Origin of the sequence: Verrucosispora sp. FIM060022, assembly GCF_003977705.1 — a bacterium.
GTDB classification, from domain to species: Bacteria; Actinomycetota; Actinomycetes; order Mycobacteriales; family Micromonosporaceae; genus Micromonospora; species Micromonospora gifhornensis.
Genome location: NZ_RQIV01000021.1, coordinates 1 through 23275, shown reverse-complemented (window position 1 = coordinate 23275; position 23275 = coordinate 1). Strand labels below are relative to the sequence as shown.

Annotated in this window: 27 protein-coding genes and 1 pseudogene; 14 read left to right on the top strand and 14 right to left on the bottom strand. The window is 69.5% G+C overall.

What is annotated here, in order from left to right; genetic code table 11:
• Positions 1-78: 78 nt before the first annotated feature.
• Positions 79-606, bottom strand: a complete 528-nt coding sequence (locus EG812_RS28645) for a DUF6244 family protein (protein WP_126713441.1) — start codon at positions 604-606, stop codon at positions 79-81.
• A gap of 121 nt (positions 607-727) precedes the next feature.
• On the bottom strand, positions 728-1291 hold the full coding sequence (locus tag EG812_RS28640) for a class IV adenylate cyclase (RefSeq protein WP_233579692.1): 564 nt from the start codon (positions 1289-1291) through the stop codon (positions 728-730).
• A gap of 151 nt (positions 1292-1442) precedes the next feature.
• On the opposite strand from EG812_RS28640, the gene EG812_RS28635 reads away from it, so the two are divergent.
• Positions 1443-2798, top strand: a complete 1356-nt coding sequence (locus EG812_RS28635; protein ID WP_126713440.1) for a helix-turn-helix domain-containing protein — start codon at positions 1443-1445, stop codon at positions 2796-2798.
• On the opposite strand, the gene EG812_RS28630 is transcribed toward EG812_RS28635, so the two are convergent.
• The 7 genes from EG812_RS28630 to EG812_RS28600 form a co-directional block, all read right to left on the bottom strand.
• Entirely contained in the window at positions 2799-3515 is a 717-nt protein-coding gene (locus EG812_RS28630) for an alpha/beta hydrolase (RefSeq protein WP_126713439.1), read from the bottom strand.
• Between the two features lie 310 nt (positions 3516-3825).
• Positions 3826-4611, bottom strand: a complete 786-nt coding sequence (locus EG812_RS28625; protein WP_158632573.1) for an endonuclease/exonuclease/phosphatase family protein — start codon at positions 4609-4611, stop codon at positions 3826-3828.
• On the bottom strand, positions 4596-5231 hold the full coding sequence (tmk, locus tag EG812_RS28620; protein ID WP_158632572.1) for a dTMP kinase: 636 nt from the start codon (positions 5229-5231) through the stop codon (positions 4596-4598). The genes EG812_RS28625 and tmk overlap by 16 nt, the downstream gene beginning before the upstream one ends.
• Positions 5228-5668: a radical SAM protein gene (locus EG812_RS28615; RefSeq protein ID WP_126713436.1), complete on the bottom strand. Its 441-nt coding sequence runs from the start codon at positions 5666-5668 to the stop codon at positions 5228-5230. The genes tmk and EG812_RS28615 overlap by 4 nt, the downstream gene beginning before the upstream one ends.
• A 35-nt stretch (positions 5669-5703) precedes the next feature.
• Positions 5704-6321: a radical SAM protein gene (locus EG812_RS28610; RefSeq protein WP_233579690.1), complete on the bottom strand. Its 618-nt coding sequence runs from the start codon at positions 6319-6321 to the stop codon at positions 5704-5706.
• Positions 6318-7295 (bottom strand): phosphotransferase family protein, encoded by a 978-nt coding sequence (locus EG812_RS28605; RefSeq protein WP_126713435.1) that lies wholly within the window; start codon positions 7293-7295, stop codon positions 6318-6320. Before EG812_RS28605 ends, EG812_RS28610 begins: the two co-directional genes overlap by 4 nt.
• Positions 7292-7879: an HD domain-containing protein gene (locus EG812_RS28600; protein ID WP_126713434.1), complete on the bottom strand. Its 588-nt coding sequence runs from the start codon at positions 7877-7879 to the stop codon at positions 7292-7294. The genes EG812_RS28605 and EG812_RS28600 overlap by 4 nt, the downstream gene beginning before the upstream one ends.
• A 35-nt stretch (positions 7880-7914) precedes the next feature.
• Here EG812_RS28600 and EG812_RS28595 point away from each other — a divergent pair, with 35 nt between their 5' ends.
• Positions 7915-8361 (top strand): hypothetical protein, encoded by a 447-nt coding sequence (locus EG812_RS28595; RefSeq protein WP_126713433.1) that lies wholly within the window; start codon positions 7915-7917, stop codon positions 8359-8361.
• Here EG812_RS28595 and EG812_RS28590 read toward each other — a convergent pair.
• Positions 8351-8956, bottom strand: a complete 606-nt coding sequence (locus EG812_RS28590) for a hypothetical protein (RefSeq protein WP_126713432.1) — start codon at positions 8954-8956, stop codon at positions 8351-8353. The two genes, EG812_RS28595 and EG812_RS28590, sit on opposite strands and share 11 nt — an antisense overlap.
• 368 nt (positions 8957-9324) lie before the next feature.
• Between EG812_RS28590 and EG812_RS28585 the strand changes: the two genes are divergently transcribed.
• The 9 genes and pseudogenes from EG812_RS28585 (at position 9325) to EG812_RS28545 (ending at position 18272) form a co-directional block, all read left to right on the top strand.
• Complete coding sequence (locus tag EG812_RS28585; RefSeq protein ID WP_148113826.1) at positions 9325-11691, top strand: sensor histidine kinase; 2367 nt, start codon at positions 9325-9327, stop codon at positions 11689-11691.
• Entirely contained in the window at positions 11688-12092 is a 405-nt protein-coding gene (locus EG812_RS28580) for a roadblock/LC7 domain-containing protein (protein WP_126713430.1), read from the top strand. Before EG812_RS28585 ends, EG812_RS28580 begins: the two co-directional genes overlap by 4 nt.
• Before the next feature lie 2 nt (positions 12093-12094).
• On the top strand, positions 12095-12679 hold the full coding sequence (locus tag EG812_RS28575; RefSeq protein ID WP_502697221.1) for a GTP-binding protein: 585 nt from the start codon (positions 12095-12097) through the stop codon (positions 12677-12679).
• Between the two features lie 39 nt (positions 12680-12718).
• Positions 12719-13933, top strand: coding sequence for an ABC transporter substrate-binding protein (locus tag EG812_RS28570; RefSeq protein WP_126713428.1), 1215 nt, complete (start codon positions 12719-12721; stop codon positions 13931-13933).
• Positions 13934-13961: 28 nt separating this feature from the next.
• Complete coding sequence (locus EG812_RS28565) at positions 13962-14831, top strand: branched-chain amino acid ABC transporter permease (RefSeq protein ID WP_199743982.1); 870 nt, start codon at positions 13962-13964, stop codon at positions 14829-14831.
• Positions 14828-15868: a branched-chain amino acid ABC transporter permease gene (locus tag EG812_RS28560; protein ID WP_126713427.1), complete on the top strand. Its 1041-nt coding sequence runs from the start codon at positions 14828-14830 to the stop codon at positions 15866-15868. Before EG812_RS28565 ends, EG812_RS28560 begins: the two co-directional genes overlap by 4 nt.
• A gap of 125 nt (positions 15869-15993) precedes the next feature.
• Positions 15994-16665 (top strand): annotated as a pseudogene (locus EG812_RS28555) (ABC transporter ATP-binding protein); the annotation flags it as partial.
• Positions 16649-17377 carry an ABC transporter ATP-binding protein gene (locus EG812_RS28550; protein WP_158632570.1) on the top strand — a complete coding sequence of 243 codons (729 nt, stop codon included), beginning with the start codon at positions 16649-16651 and terminating at the stop codon, positions 17375-17377. The pseudogene EG812_RS28555 and the gene EG812_RS28550, both read left to right, overlap by 17 nt.
• A gap of 106 nt (positions 17378-17483) precedes the next feature.
• The gene (locus tag EG812_RS28545) at positions 17484-18272 is read left to right on the top strand and encodes a methyltransferase (RefSeq protein ID WP_158632569.1); all 789 of its coding nucleotides are present in this window, start codon (positions 17484-17486) and stop codon (positions 18270-18272) included.
• Between the two features lie 374 nt (positions 18273-18646).
• Here the strand turns inward: EG812_RS28545 and EG812_RS28535 are convergent, their stop codons facing one another.
• The 3 genes from EG812_RS28535 to EG812_RS30205 all read right to left on the bottom strand — a co-directional run bounded on the left by EG812_RS28535 (position 18647) and on the right by EG812_RS30205 (position 20351).
• Complete coding sequence (locus EG812_RS28535) at positions 18647-18979, bottom strand: hypothetical protein (protein WP_126713423.1); 333 nt, start codon at positions 18977-18979, stop codon at positions 18647-18649.
• A 2-nt stretch (positions 18980-18981) separates the two neighbouring features.
• Positions 18982-19401, bottom strand: coding sequence for a hypothetical protein (locus EG812_RS28530; protein WP_126713422.1), 420 nt, complete (start codon positions 19399-19401; stop codon positions 18982-18984).
• A gap of 740 nt (positions 19402-20141) precedes the next feature.
• On the bottom strand, positions 20142-20351 hold the full coding sequence (locus EG812_RS30205) for a DUF397 domain-containing protein (protein WP_013731274.1): 210 nt from the start codon (positions 20349-20351) through the stop codon (positions 20142-20144).
• A gap of 344 nt (positions 20352-20695) precedes the next feature.
• Here EG812_RS30205 and EG812_RS28520 point away from each other — a divergent pair, with 344 nt between their 5' ends.
• Positions 20696-21580 (top strand): helix-turn-helix domain-containing protein, encoded by an 885-nt coding sequence (locus tag EG812_RS28520; RefSeq protein WP_233579687.1) that lies wholly within the window; start codon positions 20696-20698, stop codon positions 21578-21580.
• A gap of 50 nt (positions 21581-21630) precedes the next feature.
• The gene (locus EG812_RS28515; RefSeq protein ID WP_126713421.1) at positions 21631-21873 is read left to right on the top strand and encodes a hypothetical protein; all 243 of its coding nucleotides are present in this window, start codon (positions 21631-21633) and stop codon (positions 21871-21873) included.
• A 576-nt stretch (positions 21874-22449) separates the two neighbouring features.
• Here EG812_RS28515 and EG812_RS28510 read toward each other — a convergent pair.
• Positions 22450-22647 carry a hypothetical protein gene (locus EG812_RS28510; protein ID WP_043719547.1) on the bottom strand — a complete coding sequence of 66 codons (198 nt, stop codon included), beginning with the start codon at positions 22645-22647 and terminating at the stop codon, positions 22450-22452.
• 533 nt (positions 22648-23180) lie between these two features.
• Here EG812_RS28510 and EG812_RS29015 point away from each other — a divergent pair.
• The coding region (locus tag EG812_RS29015) for a helix-turn-helix domain-containing protein (protein WP_148113823.1) at positions 23181-23275 on the top strand (95 nt) is incomplete at its 3' end.

The window sequence follows — 23275 nt, the reverse complement described above, 5'->3', positions numbered from 1 at the left end:
CGTGCTGGGGTCGTGCCGGAGCATCGGCCGCTGGAGGTGTGGCGGGCGGTCGGCTGGTGTCGCTTCCGCCGCCCAGCCCTAGTTTCCCAGGTCACCGACCTGTCTGGCCTGTGCCAGTGCCGCGTCGACGTGTTGCCGGGCCGTAGTCCCCTGGGCGCGGACGGCGGCCAGGATCTGCAGTATTTGCTGCAGGCGCGCCAGCGTCGGGCCGGGCTGCCCGCCCTGTAGCGCCGTCGTGGCCAGCCGCCGCGCATCGTCGACCGCGGACGCCGCCGCCGTCACGCTGCCCTCGGCCGTCGTCAGCGCCGCGACCACCGGTGCGAGGGCGGCGATGGTCTCCTGCGGTGAGGGCTGCCGCCCCACCGAGCCCACCGCCCGGGACGCTTCACCCAGAACGTCCGTGGCCTCTGCCAGCCGGGATCGGGCCTGCCCGATCATCTGCCGCACCCGAGCCAGCCCCGCCGTGATACCGACGAAACCGGAGGCCACCGCCCGAGCGGCGATCTGCTCGAGACCATGGTCGGCCGCTGCCGCCTCCTGCTGCGCCCGAGCCACACCCGCCGTCATCGACTGCACGTCGACACCGATACTGTCGGTCAGCGACACTTCACCACCCCCGCTCAACGCCTCGATTCCACAGCGGATCGCCGCAGCGTAGAGACGCACAACGACGGGACACAACCACCTCGAACACAAGGTGCCTGGGACTCGACGCCACGCCGCTGTTCTAACCAGCTGCCGCCGCGCTCCGCAGCAACGAGTCGTACGTGTCCGTTGTGCGCGCCACCGGCACCCCGAGCGAGCGAACCAAGCCGTCCAGACGCTCCTGGGCAGCCCGGCCGGACTCCTCGGTACCGATCAACGCCTCTGCCTCCACGAACGCGCCCAGCCCCTCGACAGCGTCCAGGCACAACGACACCTCACCCCATCGGCCAGTACGACGCCTCTTAACGATCCGTACCGTCGGCGTGAAGCCCAGCGTCACCAGCGCGGCATGCATCTGCCCCCGGTCGGCCACCACGGTCTCGTACTCCAGACAGGCCATCTCGTTGTCCACCGGCCGCTTGACGGTGAACAGGTGCCGGCCATCCTGGGTGCGCAGCCGCGCGAACGGCACCCCGATCTTGCTCATGCCGTACCGCCACGCCGACGGCGCGTATGCCTGATCGTCCTGGCTTACCGCGTCGGACAACACAACCCCGTGAGCTGCCAGAGCCGCCAGCAACGCCGCCTCGTTGCCCACGCGATACTTGACCTCGACCTCATGCACTGCTTCCGGGATAGCGGTCACGTCGTAGCAGCCTAGTCGCCGCCAACCCGCCGGTTAGCAGGCGCACCGTCCGAGGCATGCTGGCCGGCCCGGGGGTGGCGGGGCTGCCGATCACTACAGGATCCGGCTACTGTGACAACACCCCGTACCCGCGCATGCAGGAAGCCAGCCCATGTCCAGCGCGCCGCAAGAGGTCCGCGAAGCCCGCCTCGCGCTTGGGCGCAAACTGGCAGGGTTGCGCAAGGCCGCCGGCTACACCCAGAACAGCCTGGCGCCGTTGACCTTGTACGGGCGCAGCACCGTCGCCAACGTCGAGCTGGGCCGACAGAGCGTAAGTCGAGAGTTCTGGGTCCGCTGCGACCAGATACTCGACACCGATGGCGCGCTGGTCGCCGACTACGACCGAATGCAGGCCCGTGCCCGACAGGTGGACCGCTCGTCCGCCCTTCGTGGTCTGCCGTGGCCCTCTGGTCCGGATTACGCAGACCGTGAAGATGCCGACAGGCAATCGCCTCTTCGGGACCGCAGGCCGGACGCTTCGGGGCGAAAGGGTGGTCTGCTTGCGGCAGTCCACACGCTCGGCCCAGCGGCGCTAGCTCTCGATGATCTCGACCGGTTTCATGCCGTGACACGCGATGCCCACCGCTACCTGGACGCCGGGTTGGTCCGATACCTCGACAACGGACTGGACCGATGCGTCACTGACGACGGTGTCCACGGTCCACGGCACGCGCTACCCGGAGTGCTGGGCATCGTGGCCTTGGTCCAGCACTCCGCACGTGACGCGAAGCCGCAGGTGAGGCAGCCGCTGCTCGCCGTCGGTGCCCGGGCGGCCGAGTTTGCCGGCTGGCTGTACCGCGACTGCGGTCAGCCGTCCCCGGCGGAATACTGGCGCGACCGGGCAGCGGAGTGGGCCATGGAGGCCGCCGACTTCGCGATGCCGGGCTACGTGCTGATCAAGAAGAGCCAGTCAGCATGGGACGACCGTGACGCCGCCAGGATGCTCGGACTGGCCCGGGCAGCGCGGGAAGGGCCATGGCGACTCCCGGCGCGGGTCATGGCGGAGGCTGTACAGCAGCAGGCTCGCGGTCTGGCGATGCTCGGCACCGGTCAGCGGCAAGTCGACGACATGTTGAAGGAAGCCCGCGACTTTCTCGACCTCGCCGCCGAGGACCGCACATCGTTGGCGGCTCACTATGACACCGTTCTATTCAAGGTGCAGACGGCGATCTGTTACGGGGAATCCGGGCGCCCGGAGCAAGCCGTCGAGATCTATGGGTCGACGTTGACGCCTACCGTGTTCTCCGCCCGCGATCTCGCCTACTTTTCCACGCTGAAGGCTCAAACCCTGGTGGCCGTGCATCGTCCCGACGATGCGGCGCGGGCCGCTACAGCGGCGATCGGCGCAGCCTCGGCTGCGGGATCGGCCCGTACGCTCCGAGAACTGTTCCGCCTGCGTCGTCGCCTCCAACCGTGGCAAGCCCGCCCAGCCGTACACGAGTTTCTGCGGTTGATGGATGCGGTGTAGTCAGGACAACCACTCGGTGATCGACTGGATCGCCGCGGCCTGCCAAGCCTGGGTTCGCGGGTCCAGGTACTGGGGATCGTCGTGCGCCGCGATCCCGTGCTGCGCTCCTTCGATCTCGATCAACTCGGCCGGGCCAGCCAGTTTCTCGATGAGGTCGCGGGAGCTCTGCACGGGGATGAACGTGTCAGCGGTGCCGTGCAGCACCAGCGTCGGAACCTTGATCTGATCGACCGCTTGATCGGGTCGCAGGTAGAACACCTCGTTCAACAGCGGGCGACCGAGCTTGAACGTCGGCGAGTGCGGCAGGAAACCCTGTTGCAACAGCTGGCGTCCAGCATCGTCATCGATTTGGTCGTCGGTCCAGTACGGCTTGTCGTCAATGAAACGCTTCTTGTAGTTGATCAAAGGGTTGATCAGAACCAGCTTCGCCAGCGCCTTCGGATACCGCGCGGCGTAGAAGCCGCAGATGCCACCGCCGAAGCTGGCACCGAGCAGATGCGCCGGCGTCGAGCCGGTGAGGGTCCTGGCATGTGTCAGCGCGGCGCGGATGTCGTTGAGCACGCCGGAGATAGTCAGATCCTCTTGGCGCCCTTCGCTCTCACCGTGGCCCCGCAAGTCGAACCGCAAGGACGCGACACCGCCTGCGGCCAGTCCGTCCGCCAAGCGGGCGAAGAAACCGCCCTCTTCCCGGGTGACACCGCCGCCATGTACGAGCACTGCGACCGAAGTCGATGGCGCCGCCGCTACATATGTCCCCGCCAAATGGAGCCCGTCGAGGCTTCGGAAGGCTACGGGCTGCGCGGGCGCTGTCGAAGATGACTCACGGTGCACGTCGTGTCCTCCGTCTAGCAAACGGCCTCGCCCGAAAGAGTACCGGCATCCGTGTCATCCGAACTGTGCAGCGAGACGCTGGGAAGCGGGATGAACCGACCCACAGCGGGTCGGTTCTTCGGGGCACCTACCGCCGTCTCGGCCCCTGGCACCGCACCGTCGAGCCCTTCAAAAGGTCCAGGGGACGCACGGCCTTTCAGAACAGCGTCGGTATCGCGGCACTGCGCCTGACGGCGGCCCAGACGTCGATGTTGACGGTGTGCGCGGCGTGGTCGGTGAGACCATCCAGGCGCGGTTGGTGCAGGTATGTGGCGGTGGACAGGTGGGGTTGCAGTCCAGGCCCGGCGTGAAGGTAGTCAAAGCGGTATCCGTTGCCGCCGCGGCCGATCCAGCTGTGGGCCTGTACGCCGGGGTGTAGGTGTTGGTGGATGTCGGCGAGTCCGAGGTCGCTGAGGGTGTCGAGGAACTCGTACTCGAAGGCGAGGAAGCCGGGGTAGCGCGGTTGGTGGTCGCGGCTTATGACGTTGTAGTCCCCGCCCACCACCAGGTGAGCCCGGTCGGTCGTGGCGAGCCGGGTCAGAGTTTCTTGGACGGTGGTGAGGAAGGTGCGTTTCTTGGCGACCTTGTTGGGTGCGCGGTCGCTGGAGGGCACGTACAGGCCGAGCACGGTGATGGCGGGTTCGGTGTCGAGGGTGACGGCGGGGGCTCGACCTGGCAGGCTGATTCCGGCGGTGAGGTGTGGGGCGGGTCGGCTTGGGACGCGGGTGGCGATGGCGCAGCCGCGGTCGCTGTCGGGTGAGTGCTGGTGGGTGACGGTGAGGCCGGCGGCGCCCAGTTCGGTGAGCAGGTGTCGGGTGCCGGGGCCGTTGCTGGTCTCGGTCAGGATGATCACGTCGTCGTCGCGGTTCAGGAGCCAGGTGAGCAGTCGCTGCGCGCGGGCTGGTGCGGCGGCTTGCACGTTGATCGTCAGGACGGACAGCACGTTTGCGGGGCCTCGCTGGTGAGGGGCAGGTCGGCGGGTAGGAGGCCGAGGATAGTGGTCACGACCTGGTCGGGGGTGAGCCTGTTGCAGGCGACGGTGTGTTGGCGCCATTGCTGCCGGTGTAGGTGTCGGGCCGCGTCGCGGTAGTGGGTGAGTTCTTGTTCGGGTGAGCCGGCGCGTTCGAGGCGGGTCAGGTGTGGTCGGGCGTCGAGTCGGGCGCGGATGACGTCGGGGTCGTCTTCGAGGTAGATGACGGTGGCGGGTAGGACGTACCGGTTGTAGGACCAGATTTCGTCCAGGTCGAGGCCGTCGACGCGTTGCAGGACCAGTGATGATGCCACGTATCGGTCGGTGACGACGTGGAAGCCGTCGTCGAGGCGGGGGATGATCTCGTTCTCGATGTGCGCGGCCCGGTCGGCGGCGAGCGCGAGGGCGAGGGCCTTGCCGTGGAGGAAGTCTTCCTGGCGGCGCAGGAGTTGGCCCAGCGGCGTGCGGGTGGGTTCCGCGGTCAGGTGTACGCCGGTGGGGCCGAGGTCGGCGAGGCGGTCGGCGAGGTGGCGGGCGATGGTGCTCTTGCCGACCCCGTTGGGGCCTTCGATGGCGATGAACAGGCTGATCACCTCTCGGCGAGTGGCAGCAGGCGCCGGCTGTGTGGGGTGACCGGGCATTGGTCGGTGTCGACGTCGTCGATGCGTCTGCCGTTCGCGACGACCGCCGCGGGGCAGCCTTTGCCGCACTGCCCGCTGATCGCGCAGGTGCCGCAGGTCGGATTCCCGCCGGGCTGGTAGCGGGTGTGGAAGTCGTGGCCGTCAAGGTTGGCGGTGATGTCCGCAGCGAGGATGTTGCCGGCGAGGAACTCGGTGTCGGGGTGTGGGGAGACCGGCGTGCGGGCGGCGAAGACGAGGTAGGGGCAGATCGCGACCTGCCCGTCGACGAAGACGTAGATCAGCTTGCCGGCGTCGCAGCCGCCCAGGGGCAACTCGTCGTTGGGGAAGCGGATCCGCACCAGGTCGAGCTGGTCGGCGAAGCGTTTGGTGACCGCGCGGATGGCGTTCATCGTCGCCGTGGTGGCGGCCAGTCGTGCGCGGCTTTTCACCCTCGTCCGAAGGACGACAGCGGGTTCATCAACACGTATTCGGCGCCGACCTGGACACCGAAGGCACACAGGTCGGCGAACTCCTCCGGCATGGTCAGCGCATTGGGTGTCGACAGGAGTCCCTTAAGCAGGCCGGCTTCGGCCAGCTTGCGGGTGGTGGCGAGTGTGGTGGTGAACGACGACCGGTCGCCGCGGAACTTGCCGTGGCTTTCGGGGCGGAATCCGTCGAAGGACACGTTGATGTGGACGTTGCCCAACGCGGCCAGGGCGGTGATGTCCTCGTCGGTGGTCTGCGTCGCGTTCGTGCAGATGCCCACCGGCAGCCCTCGGTCGACCACGACCTGGCACATGGCGATCAGGTCGGGGTGGACGAACGGCTCCCCACCGGTGAGCGTGATGCGCTCCACCCGGGCGTCAAGCAGCCGGGGCAGGACCAGGGTGGTGAAGTTCTCCAGCGTCAGATCTGAGCCTTGGGCGGTGGAGGAGACGAAGCAGTGGGCGCAGTGCAGGTTGCACCGCTCGGTGATCTGCACGAGCGCCTTGCGGCCGTCCCCGCCCACGGAGGTGCGGAAGTAGCAGGATGAGGCGTGGGTGTCGGTGATGAGTCGTTTCACGATGGGCTTCCCGCTTCCAGTGGTGGACGGGCGGTGCTGGTGGGCTGTGTTGTTCCGAGCAGCTGTGCGGCCCCGTGGAGCTGCCGGAGCACGACCTGGACGTGATGCCGGTCGGTGTCGGGGCGGTGGTGGCCGGCGGCGGTGGTGGTCAGGAACCACCAGGCCGCCCAGACCCGGTGCCAGCCCAGCGCCCACCGGGCGGCGGGGAGGCCGCCCCGGTCGACTTTCGCGTCCGGGTGCCCGCCGGCGGCGACGTAGGCGCGGATGAGTCGGGTGAGTAGACGGGGTTGGGGTGGTGTGCGGGTGCCGAACCAGGTCGCCAGGTCGAGCAGGCCCGGTCCGGTGAATGCTTTCGCCCAGTCGAGGAGGCGGCATCCGGTCCGGGTGACGTGCAGCGAGCTGCGGTGGAACTCGCCGTGGCACAGCCCGAAGGGTGGCCGTTCGGCACCGTCGGCTCTGCGTTGTGCGGCGGCGGCCAGCCGCTGCAGCAACTCCTCGATCGGGCCGGAGTCGGGGAAGCGTTCCTGACGGCGTAGCGCGGTCAGCGCGTCGAGTGCCTGTCCGGGCAGCTGCGTCAGGCTCTCTTGGTCGAATGTGGGCAGGCCGGTGATGCCTGCGGCGGTGTGGACCCGGCGGGCAGCTGCGGCGGCTTCCGCTGCGGTCGCTGCCCGGAGCGGGTCGCCGAGGTCGTCCATCAGCATGCCCAGCGTCTGGGGGCGCATCGCGTAGCCGTGGAGCATCGGAACTGGGGCTTCCTGCGTGTTGAGCGCCCGCAGGACGGTGGCCTCGCCGGTGAACGGTCTGGCGGCGACCTTGCAGATCACGCTGCTGCCGTCAGCGAAGAACAGCCGCTCAACGGTGGACAGCTCCCACTCCTGGATGGCCTGCCGCCCGGTCGGCACCCGCCGCGCCGCGGTGAGCAGGTCACATCGCAGCTGCGCGACGAGGCGCTCGTCGAGCCTGGGGGTGTTCACCGCAGCCCCGCTGCGGGGATACCGGCGGTGACCTGTTCGAGTCGGGTGAGGACGGCGTCGAGGTGCGCCGACATACTGGCCGGGACCCGTGGGTGGGCCGCCTGTTGGAAGGCGCGGAAGTGCGGAAGCAGCCCGCACAGCATCAGCCGCTGGGTGAAGAACCCGGTCATGTCTCCGCTGGCCCGGGCCCGCCTCAGCAGCGATGTCAGCGCGACGATCTTGTCGGCGGTGGAGGCGAGTAGCACCGGCGGGTCATCGACACAGATGGGCGGGTCTGGTTCGTCGAGGGACCGGTGTTCGGTCTGGAGCGCGGCGATGATCCGCGGGACTTCGGGCCCGTAGCTGGCGGTGAGGGCCTGGTACACGTCCAGTGTGGCCGGGGCGAGATCGGGTGCGTCGTGCAGCAGTGCCGCCGCGATCACCTCCGGTGGTGGCGCGGGCACGTGGTTGCCGACGGTCACCGCGACGCGGACCGCGTGGACCAGCGCCGGCCGGTCATCGATGGTGTGTCCCGCGCACCACGTTCTGGCGTCGCGCAGGGCGCGGTCGATGACGTCAGGGCGGGGTGGGGATAAGACCGTCATTCCCGGTACCTCCTGATTACCGTACGATCGGCGCCATGTCCGGGCCGCTTCCGCGCTGGTGTGAGCAGACCTGCGTCGTGTGTCCCGCTCAGCAGCTGGGGCCGGGCCAGTTCGACGTGGTCGACCGGCCCGGACCCGAGTTCGCCTACCGCCAGAACCTTGGGTGGCGTGCCACCGCCGACGGCGTTGCCGTGTGCGTGCACCCGTTCCGGGTGGGTCTTCCCGCCGGCCGGTACGCCTCGGCCGGGGAACCGGTCCCCGACCAGGCACCCCGGCCGGCGCCGACACCGGCGGCCCTGGAGCTGCCCGCCGACGTGGTGGATCTGGAAGGCTGGCTCGTCGCCATGCTGCGGGACGCACCCCCCGAGCAGATCTTCACCGCGGTCGCCCGCGCCGAGCGGCTGGCCGCGCAGCGGTTCGGCGCGAAGCAGACGGTGGCGGCTCTGCGGCGGGTGCTGTCGGTGGAGCTGGCTAACCGCTGACCCCGACGGCGACCGGCTCGGGCTGGTCGAAGTCGAAGTCGTGGCTGCGCCCGTCACGGCCGAGACCAGCCGCCTGGTATTGGGCGTTGAGCAGGTTCAGGCGTCGGGTCACCTCGGCCGAGTCCAGCCAGTACCGCAGCGGCTGCTCACCCCACCCCGCCGCGGCGTAGTAGGCGTCGGTGACGCACCCTCGGGTGTAGGTGAACTCCTCCAGCTCCGTGGCGTGGGGGAAGACCACCGCCAGGTCGGACTGCATCCGGGTCATCAGCGTGAACTGCGCCAGCACCGCGTGGATCATCTCGTCCACCGGCGCCGGCACCAGCAGCTCGGCGGCCCGCTCGTCGCCGTCGGACAGCTCGAACACCGCCGCCTTCAGCGCCAGCACCCGCAGCGCCTCTTCCAGCAGCGGCCCGGCGTCACGCTCCAGCGACCAGCGACTGATCGCCGGGTACCCGGTGAACGTGGCCCAGCAGCTGGAGTACCTCATCGACGAGCTGTGCAACCGGTCGTAGGCCGGGTGGGCGCGTATCCGGTCGAGGATCTCAGCGGCCCGACGACCGACCTTCCCGACCTCCGGCATCGATGGACTGGTCATGGTGCATCCCTCCCAAAGGGCAGTGGACACGGGAGACCACACGCCACACTGCGGCTGGGGTCCCTCACCACCTGAACCAATGCGGGTGGTGACAAAGCCATCAGAGCCTGCCGCCGTCGATGTCGATAAGCGGCGGCCTTGACCTCCGACAATCTGCTGACATTCGTCCGCCGCTATTTTCGGACCACGACTGTCATCGAAATGTCGGAACCCTCCGACGGATCTGGCCGACATTGATCGACCTCGCCTTAAGTCGTCTCGTTGGCACGCGATCGTGCCGGCAGGCCGCCCATCGAGGCGGTCGACCGCGGCTTTCTCACTCCGTCGCGTCATGGGGTCGTTGACCGTGCGATCTGAAGGGTTCTGGTGTGCGTGTTGCCCGGAGGCTGGCGCTGTTGCTGGCCATCCCGCTGTCCGCGACTGTGCTTTTTGCCGCGTGGGGTGTGACGTCGACGGCGCGGCAGGCGGTGAGTGCTGATCGTCTCCAGGTGCTGGTGGCGGTGTCGTCTGCTGTCGGTGAGGTGCTGTACGAGCTTGATCGGGAGCGTCAGGTCGCGGTGTCGGTGGTCTCGGATGCCGGTGGCGGGTTGAACGCGGTGCTGGAGCAGAGTGCGGTGTCCGACCGTGCGATTGACGTCTACCGGCAGCGCCGCGTGGAGCTGGACATGTCGCGGCCTGTGGTCGCGCGGCTGGTCGGTCCGTTGGATGAGCAGTTGCGGCTGCTGCCGGCGTTGCGGGAACAGGTCAAGGCACGGTCGACGTCGTTGACGGCGGTACTGGTGCGGTACCGGGCGGTGATCGCGTGTGGCCTGGCGGTGCGGGAGGCCGTGGGTCAGGTGGGCGGCGCGGACGGTGTGCTCGCCGACCATTTGCGGGTGGCTGCGGCGTTGTCGCAGGCATCGGAGTACGCGGGTGTCCAGCAGGCGGCGGTGGTGGCGGGTAGTGGCCGGGTGGTGTCGCAGGCGGTGCAACGGGACCTGGCGGCGACGCGGGCCGGGTTCGACGAGGCGCTGCTGGTGGTGTCGCAGCGTTCGCCGACGCGGTGGCGGGCATGGCTGGATCAGGCGTTGACCGGCGAGCAGGTACTGACCGCGCAGCGTATCGATGACGGGATCGCGCGGACGCAGGTCGGTCAGCGGCTGCGGGTCGCGCCTGGCCGCTGGTCGGCTGCCAGCGGGGAGCGCCGGGATCGGTTGCACCAGGTGCAGTCTCGTATCGATGACGACATCCTGGCCGAGGTCGGGCGGCAGCGGACGCGGCAGTGGGTGACCAGCGGTGTGCTGTCCGGGGTGGCGGCGGTGCTGCTCGCGGTGGCGGCGGTGTTCGCGTGGCGGCAGGGCCGGGTGTTGGCGCGGCGGCTGCGTGGAGTGCGTGACGCCGTCACCCGGATGGCCCGGGATGAGCTGCCCGCGCTGGTGCGCCGGGTGGAGTCGGCTGACCCCACCGATCCGGGTTCGGTACCGGCGCCACCGCGCGCCTTGGCGCCGGCGACGGTCCGCGACGAGGTGGACGAGGTCACTGCCGCGTTCGACTCCCTCGCGGGAACCACGTACCGGATCTCGACGGACCTTGCCCGGCATCGCCAGGTGGCGGTCGGCGCGGTGGAAGCGGTCGGGCGGCGGTGTCAGGCGATCACCAACCGGCTGCTGGGTGAGCTGGACCGCGCGGAGCGCGATGAGAAGGACTCCGCGACGTTGGAGACCCTGTTCGCGGTGGACAACCTGGCGGCGCAGCTGCTGCACGGCACGCAGAGCCTGCTGGTGTTGTCGGGTCGGACGCTCGGGATGGCGTATGAGGAGCCGGCCGAGTTGGTGACGGTGGTGCAGGCGGCGCAGAGCCGGATCCAGGAGTACCGGCGGATCGTCTTCGGGTTGGTCGACGACCGTGTGCTCGTGCCGCCGGCGCTGATCGACGATCTGGTTCATCTGTTGGCGTCACTGCTGGACAACGCCGCCCGCTACAGCCCCGACGACGTGTTCGTCTCCGGCCACCTGATGGGTAACAGGGCGATCCTGCAGGTCACCGACACGGGCAACGGCATCGCACGCGATCTTCTCGACCAGCTCAACCGGGAGTTGGCGGCACCGTCACCGATGATCGGGGTGGAGCACATCCGCCGGCAGGGCATAGCCACGGTGGCGCTGCTGGCCGCCGCGCACGGGTTGCGGGTGCGGCTGCTGTCCGCGTCACCGCACGGCACGGTCGCCGAGGTCGAGATCCCCGCCGACAAGCTTCTCGTCCGGATCCCTGAACGCGTGGCGCTGCCGACCGGACCGATCGCCGGCAGACGCCCCCCAGGCGGCACCCCCGCCTCCCACATCGCTTTGCCCGCCACCGCCGCACCTCACCCCGGTGGACCTTCCCGCCGGCACCACCGGCCGCTTGCGGACGCACCGACCCAGGCCCTGCCGCAGATCCCCGCGCAGCGGCCCGGCCCAGGCGGGCAGGAACCACCACCCATCTACCGGCATGCCGCCGAACGGCACGGCCCATCGGCGTGGTTCGAGGAAGGCGGCACCGTGCACGTGTCCGCCGAGACCGTGCCGTTCGGTGGCGGTGCGACCACGTCGAACGGGCTGCCCAAGCGGCAGCCGGCCACCGCGTTCACGCCTGCTGTCCGGTCTGCTCCTGTCGCGGCGCGCTGCCGTCCGACGGCGGGCCTGGCGCAGACCGCAGATGCCTACCAGCGCGGCCTCGGCCGCCGTTCCCACCAGCCGAGAGAAGAACAACGATGAGCGACAACAACCTGAGTTTCCTGCTGAACAACAACGTGCGTGTGGTCGCCGGGGTCAGTCACGCCGTGGCGGTGTCGGTTGACGGGCTGCTGCTGGCGTGGACCGAGGGGCTCAACCGGGATGCCGCCGAACGCCTCGCCGCGGTCGCGGCCGGGCTGAACAGCCTGCTCAACGGTGCCGCCCGTGACTTCGAGGCGGGCGCGGTGCGGGGCAACATCACCGACACCGACCGGGGCTACCTGATCCTGACCAGCCTGAGCCGGGGTGCGTCGCTGCTCGTCCTGGCTCGCCGGGATGCGGACCTCGCGTTCGTCACCGGGGAACTGGAGCGCTTCGCCGAGCAGGTGGGTGACTCCTACCTGAACCCGTCGTTCGCTGCCGCGGCGGCCGGCGCACGATGACCATGCCCGCCAGGCCGGTCCGTCCGTCCACGAACGAGCCTCCAGGGTTGAAGATCGTGCTGACCGGGCCACTCGGGGTGGGTAAGACCACCCTGGTCGGGGCGGTGTCGGACATCGCCCCCTTGACCACCGAGGCCCGCATGTCGGCCGGTGGTGACGATGTGTCGCACCGTGCGGGCAAGGTGACCACGACGGTGGCGATGGACTTCGGTCGCCTCGCGATCAACGACGTCACGGTGTACGTGTTCGGCACACCGGGGCAGGCACGGTTCTGGTTCATGTGGGACGCGATCGTGCGTGGCGCCGTCGGCGCGGTCGTGCTGGTCGACACCCGCAGGCTCGCGGACTCGTTCCGACACCTGGACTACATCGAGAACCGGCGGCTGCCGTTCGTGGTGGCGGTCAACCAGTTCCCCGACGCGCACGTCTACTCGCCGGGCGAGATCCGTGACGCGCTCACGCTCGCCGGTGATGTGCCGATCGTCGAGGTCGACGCCCGGGACCGCGACAGCGTCCGTCACCTGCTCATCGCCCTGGTCGAGCACGTCATCGCCACCACACCGGCCCCGGCCGGCGTCGCCTCCTGACCACCCGGCCCGGTTCACCTCTCAACGAAGGAGCACTTCATGCGACGTGCCCGTGCACAGCTGCGACACGCGTTGGCCGCCGTCACCGCCACCAGCCTGCTCGCCACCGGTGTGGCGTGCGGCAGCGGCAGCGGCGGTTCCGACCGGGTGCGGATCGGACTGCTGGTGTCGCTGTCGGGCATCTACACCAGCGTCGGGGAGGACATGCGGCGCGGCTTCCAGCTGTACCTCGACACCCACGACGGTCGGCTCGGCGGCCGTGACATCGACCTGGTCGTCGCCGACGAGGGGGACGGCCCCGCCACCGCCGTCCCCGCCGCCCAGAAACTCCTCGAACGCGACCGGGTGGTGGCGGTGACCGGGCTGGTCGGCGGCGCCACCGTCGACAAGGTCCAGACCCTCACCCACGAACGACGCATCCCCCTGCTCGGCGCGAACGCCCGCCCCGAATTCGCCCCCGTCGCCGGTAAACCTCGCGACCTGTCCTACACCTGGCACACCTCCTACAACTCCGACGAGCCGGGTATCGCGATCGCCGCCCACATCAAAGCCGAGGTGGGTGACGGGGCGGTGTACGCGATCGGCCCGGACTACCAGGGCGGCTGGGACGAGCTACGAGGCTTCACCGACACGTTCACCACCCTCGGTGGGAAACTCGCCAACCCGGACGGGAAGACCGTGTTCACACCGTTCCCGGCCACGGAGAACTTCCTGCCGTACCTGAACAAGGCCGCCGAAACCCGACCGGCCGCCGTGTACACCTTCTACGCCGGTGGTCCGGCTGTCGCGTTCGTCAAGCAGTACCGGCAGTCCGCCCTCAAGGACGTACCGCTGTACGCGGCCGGATTCCTCACCGAAGGATCCGTGCTCGACGCCCAGGGCACAGCCGCCACCGGCATCCGCAACGTCCTCAACTACTCACCGACCCTGCCGCACGCGGCGAACCAGCAGTTCGTCGCCGCCTGGTCCGCCGCCGGCTACCCCGGACAACCGACCACGTTCGCGATGGCCTCCTACGACGCCGCCGCCGTCCTCGACCGCGCCCTGGCCGCCGTCGACGGCCCCGTCACCGGCGAAACACTCAACACCGCGATCGGGCAGGTGGGGCGGATCGACAGCCCACGCGGGGACTGGCAGTTCCACCCCACCGAGCACCGCCCGGTGCAGCGCTGGTACCTGCGCGAGGTCAAACCCGACGGACCGGTCCTGTCCAACGTGCTGCTGCAGGACCTCACCACCCTGCCCACCACCTGAGCCACCAGGGTTCACGAAGGGAGGTGCCGTGCACGTGGACACGCTCGCGATCACCGCCGTTGACGGGGTCGCCTACGGGCTGCTCCTGGCCATCGCCGCCGCCGGGTTGACCGTGGCCTTCGGTGCCGGCGGAGTACTGAACCTCGCGCACGGCGTCCTCATCGCCGCCGGCGGCTACATCGCCGCGACGACCACCGCAGGCACATGGGCCAGCCTTGCCGCCGCCACCGTCCTCGCCACCGTCGCAGGCGCGGCCGGCGGCGCAGTCCTCGCCGCCGCCACCGCCGCACTGCGCGGACGCGGGCACCTGGATCAGGCGCTGCTGACCTTCGGCATCGCGCTGATCGGCGGGAACCTGCTGACCACGATCTTCGGCTCGGACGTGCTGCGGCCCCGGATGCCCGCCGCGCTGGAAGGCGCCGTCATGGTGGCGGGGTACCGGTATCCGGTCGACCGGCTCGCCGTGCTCGCCGTCGCCGTGCTGGTGGCCGCCGTCGGCTATGTGGTGCTGCACCGCAGCCGCGCGGGTCGGCTGATCCGGGCCACGGTCGACGACCGGGCGATGGTCGCCGGGATCGGCGTCAACCCCCGTACCGTGGACGCCGCCGTCCTGGTGACGTCCGGAGCCCTGGCCGGGCTGGCCGGTGCCCTTGCCACCCCGATCCTCGGCGTCGGTCCCGGTACCGCCGACACGACGCTGCTGCTGTCGCTGATCATCGTGGTCTGCGGTGGCCTCGGTTCGGTGCCCGGCGCTGTCACCGCCGCGATCGGGGTCGGGGTGGTGCAGACCGTCGGCGTGGTCACCGTCCCGGCGGCAGCACCGTATCTGCTCATCGCCGCGATGACCGTGACCCTGGTGGCACGCCGCCCCACTGTCCCGAACGGGGCAGCCTCATGAGCGCGTTCACCCGGGCGTTCGCCGCCGACCGGACGGCGCCGCTGCTGAAGTGGGGTGCCACGATCGCACTCGCCGCCGGGGCGGCTGCGGCGGTGGCGATGTCACCGGCCTCATACCTGCACACCACCGTCGCCCGGATGCTGCCCCTCGCGCTGCTGGCGGTCAGCGTCGCGGTGGTCACCGGGCACGCCGGCCTGCCCACCCTGGGCCAGGTCGCCCCCTACGCCGTCGGCGCCTACCTCACCGCCCGCCTCGCCCTGACCGGCATCGACCTCGCCGCCGTGCACCTGCTCTGCGCGGCTGTCGGCGGTGCGGTCGTCGCGGGCCTGATCGGGACGCTCCTGGTCCGGTACCGGGGCACGGTCTTCCTCATGTTGAGCCTCGCGGTCGCCGAGCTGACCGCGATCACCGCCGGGCAGTGGCGGGCGGTCAGCGGCGGCACCGACGGCCTCGCCGGTATCCCCGCACCCCGCCTCCTGCCCGGCCTACCACCGCTGGACGGCGACCGTATGGTCCTGCTCTACGCCGCGACGATCACTGCGGCGGCCACCTTCGTGGCCGTGTGGCTGCTGCGCGGAGACCGGCGGATGCTGCTCACCGCCGCCCGGACCAACGAGGACCGGGCCCGCGCCAGCGGCCATCTCGTCTACGCCAACCTGTGGATGGTCCACACCGCCGCCGGAGGACTGGCCGGAATCGCCGGGGCCCTGCTGATCCACACCCACCGGTGGATCACCCCCGCCGATGTCGGCTTCGGTGTCGCCGCCCTGGCCCTGCTCGCCGTCGTCATCGGCGGCGCCCGATCCCTCATCGGCGCGGCCGTTGGGGCGGTGATCGTGCTCATCGTCCGCGACATCGTCGCCGTCGAGGTTCCCGGCCACGCGCCGCTGCTGCTCGGCACGTTGTTCGTGATCGGCGTGTACCTGCTGCCCGGCGGCCTGACCGCCCTACCCACCCGCCTCCGCCGCCGGCTGTCCGCAGGCCCGCACAGTGCGCCGCCCGCACCCGCCAACGCGAGCGTCAGGAGTACGTCGTGAGAATCGTCCACCGCGTCGAACCGGACCAGCCGCCCTCGCCGCGCAGCGGCCGCGATCCCGATCACGCCCACGGCAACGGGCTGGTCGCCTCCGGTCTGCGCCACGCCTACGGGCCGCTCACGGTGCTGGACCTCGACACGTTCACCATCGCCCCCGGCGACCGGCACGCCGTCATCGGACCCAACGGCGCCGGCAAGTCCACTCTCCTGGGCGTGCTCGCCGGCACCATCCGAGCCCAGACCGGCCAGCTCACCTACAACGGCCACACCGTCACCCGACACGGCGCCGAATGGCGGGCACGTGCCGGCATCGGCCGCACCTTCCAACACCCCACCCTCTGGCCGGACCTCACCTGCCTCGACTGCGTGCGGATCGGCGGCTGGCACCATCGCCGCAACCCCGAACGAACCCCCATGGAGGTGCTGCACCTGGTCGGTCTGGCCGACCACGCCCACCAGCACGCCGGTTCTCTGTCGCACGGGCACCGGCGGATGCTCGACCTGGCCGTCGCGGTGGCCGGCCAACCCCGGATCCTGCTGCTCGATGAACCCGCAGCCGGACTCACCGACACCGAAACCGGCCGCCTGATCGACGTCATCCACCGGATGCCCAGCTGGATCGCCGTGGTGCTCGTCGAACACCACATGGACGTGGTCGCCGCGGTCGCCGACTGGATCACCGTGCTGCACCAGGGCCGCCGGCACACCGACGGCCCCGCCGACACCGTGCGCGCCGACCCGGGCGTCGCCGCCCTCTACCTCGGCACCAATGGGGGTGGCCATGCTGCACATCCGTGACCTGACCGTCGCCTACCCCCACGGCGCCCCCGTACTCCACGACCTCACCCTCGACCTGCGCCACCCCGGCGTGCACGCACTGGTAGGCCCCAACGGAGCCGGCAAAACCACCCTGCTGCACACCCTCGCCGGCCACCTGCACCCCCGCGGCGGCACCATCCATCTCGACGGCGAAGACGTGACCGGCTGGCACCCCACCGCCGCCGCCCGCGCCGGTGTCGCACTCGCCCCCCAGGGCCGCCGGCTGTGGCCCTCACTGACCGTCGCCGAGCACTTCGCCGCCGCACAGCCCACCGCAGGACGCGACGAAGCCTGGACCGTCGAGGAACTCCTGACGATGTTCCCGCCGCTGGCCGCCCGCATGGGACACCGCGCCCACCAGCTCTCCGGCGGCGAACAACAGATGCTCACCATCGCCCGCGCCCTGCGCACCGCACCCCGACTGCTGCTGGCCGACGAACCCACCGAAGGCCTCGCCCCGATCCTCGCCACCCAGATCACCACCGTCCTGCAGGGCCTGCCCGCACGAGGCGTGACCGTCCTCGCCGCGCTTCCCCACACCGATGTCGCGGCGACGATCGCCGACACCATCCACGTCCTCGCCGCCGGGAAGCTCCTCGGCCACACCCACACCAGCACCGCGGCCAGCCACCTGCTGCGCCGACACCTCACCCTCACTGACCCCGACGAGACCGCGACGCCCCGCCAATGACCAACCCGGCCCACTCCACCCTCAACCCGCAGCTGCCGCTCGTCGCACGAATCGCACCGCATCCGCCCGCCACACCCTGCCCACCCACGCCCGAAGGAGATGCCCGGTGACCCCCACGGCCTACCAGTTCCGCAACGCCCCGGCCCAGCTCGGCCCCCTACAACAGGTCCTCGACCCCATCACCCGCCACGACCTCGCCAAGATCCCCATCCGACCCGGCTGGCGGGCCCTGGACGTCGGCGCAGGCGCGGGCTCGATCACCCGACACCTCGCCGACACCGTCGGCCCGACCGGCGGGGTCATCGCCGTCGACCTCGACACCGGCCTGCTCGACCCCACCAGCGTCATCGACGTCTACCGCCGAGACCTACGCGACGGGCTCGACCTGCCGATCACACCCGGCAGCCTGGACCTCATCCACGCCCGCTGCGTGCTGGAGCACCTCGCCAACCGCACCGACCTGCTGAGGCAGATGATCGCGCTGCTGCGACCAGGTGGGTGGCTGGCGGTCGGCGAGATCGTCTACAGCCCGACCGTGATCCACCGGGCACCCGCCGCCGACGACCGTGACCTGATCTACCGGGTCATCCACGCCATCCTCGACATCCTCTCCGACGGCGGCACCGACCTGGACTGGGGCAACCACATCCACGCCCACCTGCTCGACGCGGGCATGACACACGTGCACAGCCACACCCGCGCCGACACCTGGACCGGCGGCGGCCCCGGATGCCTGCTGCTGGCCGACAACGCCCACCAACTGCATGACCGGCTCCTGCCCGTCGCCGACCTGGACGAGGCCGACCTGACCCGGTTCGGCGAGCTGATGACCGACCCGACCGTGGCGCTGCGCGGCTACCAGTTCACCTCCACTCTCGCCCGGAAACCCGAATGACCCATGGGCGCAGAGCAACAGTGAACCCGCCCGGCGGTCACGGCAGCCGCAGAGCCGGATCCGGTGACGGCAAGATCCGCTGCGGCGTGAATCGGTCAGACCGACCTGCGCACCGCGGCGACACCACACGGCCGCCAGGAAGGTGACCGCCATCAGTCCGATCCGTAGCCAGGGCACGTCCCGGGTCGGTCGTACGCCGATCGACACCGCCAATCCCAGCTGTGCCAGCAGAACCAGGCAGATGACCACGCTCAGCGCCCGGTAGGTGGTGCCGAACTCCGACCAGAACACCCAGGTGCCGCCGACGGCCGGGACGATCATCAGCAGGCTCAGGCCGATCAGCGGGACGGCGAGCTGCCACCGTGTGCGGGCATTCACCGCCGTTCCTCCCGGCCGTCGCCGGCAGCCCCGTCCGGAGGCGCCGCTTCGACGGTCAGCGCCGCACCCGCGTCGCGCAGCCGCTGCGCCTGCCGCTCCCATTCGGCGCGCTGGTCGGCCGGGATTGTCTCGCGCTGGTGCAGTGACGCGGTGAAGGCGTCACCGAGTGCCCGGCCGTGCCAGGAGTGGGTCGCCGCGGTTCGCAGGTCGGCCTCGCCGTGCAGGACGGTGCGGGCCAGGGAACCCAGCGGATCGTCGCCGCCGCGGGTCCTGGCGAGGGCCGTCAGGACCGCGCGGGCCAGGGGCTGGCGGTGGATCTCGTCGGTCATGGCTATCCCTGCTGTCCGGGGTGCCGGTAGGGCTGGAGATCGGGAAGCGCGGCGACGGCCGCGCCCGCCTGAATCATGCCAAGGGTGCCGGCGATGCCCTTGAACGTGGCCTCGGCGTTGCCGAAGAACGTCGAGATCTCGCTGTAGAGGTCGTACGCCTGCCAGGCGTAGTAGGCGGCCACGCTGTAACCGACGACCGGACCTACCCCGGTCTCGATCGTCGCCGTCCCGACCGCGGAGGCCAGGTTGATGACGATCAGGACGTCGATCAGCTTGGTGATCAAACCACTGACCACGTCGAAGAGGTGCTTGGCCGCCTGGGCTGCCTTCGTGTACAGCTCGGCGTACTGGTCGCAGGTCGAGTGCAGCCCGATGGGGCGGTACTCACGTGCCTTTTTCTTTGTCTGTTCCGCGATTCTCAAGGAATAATGCCTTGGTTAAACCGCCACCACTTGGAGAACGGCCGATCTCGTCGTCGCCGGTATCGCGCAGGTCCAGCAGCCCTTCTGTGAGCGCCTGCATTGTCTCGTCGCTTCGATCGATGTACTTTCCGGTTCGCGGATGCTGGAAGCTAGTGGGTCTGTCCGAGCGCCCGCGGTTGCTGCAGGTCATCACTCCGGGCGAGCCAGCTGGCCGTCGCGATTACTTGATCTATTCTGCGGCGGTGAGACGAGAAGCGTGTCGGGGTGCTGCCACTGCTGCTTGTCGTCCTATCGCGGCGTCTTGGAAGTAATGCATCGGTCGTGCCACCATGCTACTTCTGGCCGGCCACGTCGGCGGAGGAATGGAATCGGGTGTCGCCGATCGTGCGCCTTCGACATCGATGTCTGGCCTTGCCTGGGGCCGCTGCTGGTGGGCGAGGACGGTTAGAGGCTCGGAGGCGGGTTGAGCCCGGTCGGGCGGCAGGCGTCGCCGTGTCGCCTATACCCGTGGCTTGGCTTTTTCGTAGAGTCTCGTCCGCAGGGCGGGGTGTGGCTGGGCTTTGTCCGTTGTGCATGACGGTGTGCGTGGGGCCGGCCGTGCGCGTGTAGGTCAAGGGTGACCAGGCGGGGAAAGGCACGTGGCGGTGTGGCCGGGCTCGGCGCCACAGGTGTCGGCAAGGCGACAGTGACGCCGAGGCTCGGACGTTGCCGCGGCCGGGCCGATCCGGGGGCTGTGGCGGTTACGTGTTCGGGAGTTGGAGTGTGTTGTTTCCGAGAGCTTGGAGGAATGTGCGCCAGGAGCCGTCCGTGAACGACAGGGTCACGTCGGGGGTGACGGAATTGCACACCTGGACGCTTGTGGGGTAGCGGGACACGTCGACGCAGTGGTCGTTTTGGCAGCGGGAACTGCGGCGGGTCCAGATAGGGCGGATGTTCCGGGCGTTCTCCATGTCGGTTCCTCCCAAGGGTCGACGATCTGTATAGGGGATTTTATGAATGGCGACGCGGTGATGGTGAGACTTTTCGTGAACACCATCGGGGAATCAATGCCGGGACGATCGCCAGGTCAGCGGCGATCTTCACGTGCTGTCTCCGTGGGCGTCGCGCTATGTGAGCACGGTAGCAGGATGGTGCCCACTTCGGCCATGAATGTCGGCCTCTTTCACCCGATGCAGGGTTCATTGGGCCTGTCTGATAGCTTATTTCCCTCAGCCAAGGGCCGGCGGCCCAAGGAGAACTGCTCTAGGCCGGATTCCTTGTTCAATTTGCCTTTTGCAGTTGCTGGGTGGGGGGCGTGGACGTGACGACGGGCGGGCAGGGACCGACCACGAATCGCAGGCGGCTACGTCTCGTGTTGCGCCAGTTGCGACTCGACCGGGGGCTTTCCCTGGAGGACGTGCGCCAGGAGATGGACTGGTCGCTGTCGAAGGTGACGCGGATCGAGAACGGGTCGGTCAGCATCTCCGTCAACGACCTCCGCGCGCTGCTGGACTTCTATCAGGTGCGTGACGCCGGCCAGGTACGTGACCTGCTCGGCTTGGCGAGGTTGGCGCGGCGGCGGCACTGGGCGGCGGAGTACCGCGAGTACGTCTCGGCGTCGTACATGGACTTCCTCGGCTACGAGGACGATTCGTGGCGTATCAGCCAGTACCACCCCTTCCTCATACCTGGGCTGCTGCAGACCGAGCGGTACGCCCAGTTGGTGGTGACCATAGGACCGCGGTATCGCGGCGACGAAGCCGCCGCGGACGCGCGTGTGCAGTTGCGCCTGGCCCGCCAGGCTCGTGTCTTCGCGCAACCGCAACGCGAGGTGCGCATCGTTCTGGACGAACGCGCCCTCAAGTCCGTGGAGAACACCCAACTCATGCTGGAGCAGGTCGAACACATTCTGTTCCGGCTTCCGGATCATCTGCACGTCGTGGTGCTCGGGCGGGACACCGCGGCCAATTCCGCTCTCGTCGGGCCCTTCTCCCTGCACGAGTTCGAGTGGGACGTGGACCCGGACGTGGTCTATCTCGACGCCCTGCCGGACGACGTCGCTCTCGTCGAGGACGAGGCGGCGGTCGCTGGCTACAAGGCCTCCTTCGAGGACCTGTACCGCCAGGCGGCGAAGGGCGACGACGCCCAGCGCCTGCTCGAAGAGATCCGCGGATCCCTCCGGGAGCAGACATCCGCCTAGCTCTTCCGGGAGCGGCGCGGACGGGGCACAGCCACATCCACCGGTACGGCATGAGCACACGGTCGGCCCTGGTGCGTCAGATCAAGGGTCGGTGCGGCCGGCGTACGGATCTCCGTGACGAGGACGGGATCCGCTGTCACCAGCCTGCCGATGACGACGACCAGAAGCCCCAGCAGGCCGGCCTGCTCCACGCCGCCGCCCTGCTGGCCGGCGAACACCGCCACGGTCACGACCATCCCCAGCAACCCGCACCTGCCACCATTCCCGGCCGGGAATCCGACCCACCTTCGTGATCCTGCGCCGTCCATCGACACCACGGACACCACCGGCGTGCCGGGCGTCGGGCTCGTCCCGGCCGGTCGGCCTTTCGCCATCTTGTGCGAACGCACCATGGGTGCGCTCCTCCTCTGTCTCTAAGGGGTAGGCAAGATGCGGTATGCACATGCCGTCCGCAACTCCCAAGTAGCCCAGGGCGATCAGACATGTGCAAATTTACGTCCGCCGGGCCGCTCCGCCGTCCGCGACACGCGGACAATCCCCCGTTCATCGCCTACCGGAACCTCCACAACCTGAACCCACGTCACCCGATGCTGTGGCACCTGAGTCATGCGCTCAGACCCGCCTCCTTGCTACGGGACGAGGGCGAACGAGGGGCGCGTGCCCTGGGCGCTGACAGGGGCTGGGCACCCTCCAGGCTGGCGAATTCTTGCCGGGACACAGAGTGCTTGCGATCGATCCGACGGGATTGCCGGTGGCGACGAGGATGCGTACGGTAAAGACATCGCCGGCCAGGGCGGCTTCCCCCGTGGCCGCCTTGGCCGGCTCGAACCCGACGCACCCATGGTACGAGTGGCCAGCGAGGCAGAAGGTCATTCGCAGCGGTCCTCGGCGCCCCTGGCGTGTGGTTCGCAGCAGTCGGTGCGGTGTCGGTAGACCCGTAGATCATGTCCGTGCCGGTGGGTGAACTCGGTGGTGATCTCGTAGAGGCAGGCCCGCCAGACGACGGCTTCCCCGCCGCCGGTGACGACCTGTCCGTCGCCGGGCCCGCCGCGCAGCAGCACCCTCATGCCCCTCACGGTAGACATCCGGTCCCGACCAGGGCCACGGACCGTGGGTGCAGCAGGCCACCGTCCGGCCCAGGTCAAGACTGCGTGTGCGCTGACGAAGTAGCGGACGCTGGAGGACGGCGTGCCGGACGCAGCCCCGGGTGGCTGGTCATTCGTGGTCGCAGGCCCTCCGGACTCGTCAGCAGGAGGCGCGGAAGGGCATTGATGCGGGTGGTCTGACCTCCGTTGGGTCGGGGTCGGCGGCAGTAGGAGTTCGGGGCCGAAGGGGGCGAACGTGTCCGCCGGTATGACGTGGGCGCACCTGGTCCGTTGCCAAGAGGCCGTCGATCTTCTCGCGGTCGAGGATCTGCGCGGCGGCGGTCAGCTCGGCGGCCGGTGGTGTCGTGCAGTCGTTCCCGCAACCGGTGGGCGAGTGTGCTTCGGGCATCTTGCGGTGTGTCGGCGAACGAAGCGTGCGCCTGCTTGTCGGCTCCGCCTGAAAACTGACCCCGTGGTTCCGGCTGAATTTTGACCCCTTCCGGAAGCATCGGGAGGTGCTGAGCGTGGAGGACTGGGCGGAGATCCGTCGGTTGCACCGGGCGGAGCGGATGGCGATCAAGGCCATCTGTCGTCGGCTGGGGGTCTCGCG

What these genes read in the sequence shown, in the direction of transcription:
- EG812_RS28580 (WP_126713430.1), top strand. Translation starts at nt 11,688, where the DNA reads ATGAGCGACAACAACCTGAGTTTCCTGCTGAACAACAACGTGCGTGTG.
- EG812_RS28635 (WP_126713440.1), top strand. Translation starts at nt 1,443, where the DNA reads ATGTCCAGCGCGCCGCAAGAGGTCCGCGAAGCCCGCCTCGCGCTTGGG.
- EG812_RS28515 (WP_126713421.1), top strand. Translation starts at nt 21,631, where the DNA reads ATGAGCACACGGTCGGCCCTGGTGCGTCAGATCAAGGGTCGGTGCGGC.
- EG812_RS28570 (WP_126713428.1), top strand. Translation starts at nt 12,719, where the DNA reads ATGCGACGTGCCCGTGCACAGCTGCGACACGCGTTGGCCGCCGTCACC.
- EG812_RS28535 (WP_126713423.1), bottom strand. Translation starts at nt 18,979, where the DNA reads ATGACCGACGAGATCCACCGCCAGCCCCTGGCCCGCGCGGTCCTGACG.
- EG812_RS28590 (WP_126713432.1), bottom strand. Translation starts at nt 8,956, where the DNA reads ATGACCAGTCCATCGATGCCGGAGGTCGGGAAGGTCGGTCGTCGGGCC.
- EG812_RS28510 (WP_043719547.1), bottom strand. Translation starts at nt 22,647, where the DNA reads ATGAGGGTGCTGCTGCGCGGCGGGCCCGGCGACGGACAGGTCGTCACC.
- EG812_RS28560 (WP_126713427.1), top strand. Translation starts at nt 14,828, where the DNA reads ATGAGCGCGTTCACCCGGGCGTTCGCCGCCGACCGGACGGCGCCGCTG.
- EG812_RS28550 (WP_158632570.1), top strand. Translation starts at nt 16,649, where the DNA reads ATGCTGCACATCCGTGACCTGACCGTCGCCTACCCCCACGGCGCCCCC.
- EG812_RS28600 (WP_126713434.1), bottom strand. Translation starts at nt 7,879, where the DNA reads ATGACGGTCTTATCCCCACCCCGCCCTGACGTCATCGACCGCGCCCTG.
- EG812_RS28595 (WP_126713433.1), top strand. Translation starts at nt 7,915, where the DNA reads ATGTCCGGGCCGCTTCCGCGCTGGTGTGAGCAGACCTGCGTCGTGTGT.
- EG812_RS28575 (WP_502697221.1), top strand. Translation starts at nt 12,095, where the DNA reads ATGCCCGCCAGGCCGGTCCGTCCGTCCACGAACGAGCCTCCAGGGTTG.
- EG812_RS30205 (WP_013731274.1), bottom strand. Translation starts at nt 20,351, where the DNA reads ATGGAGAACGCCCGGAACATCCGCCCTATCTGGACCCGCCGCAGTTCC.
- EG812_RS28615 (WP_126713436.1), bottom strand. Translation starts at nt 5,668, where the DNA reads ATGAACGCCATCCGCGCGGTCACCAAACGCTTCGCCGACCAGCTCGAC.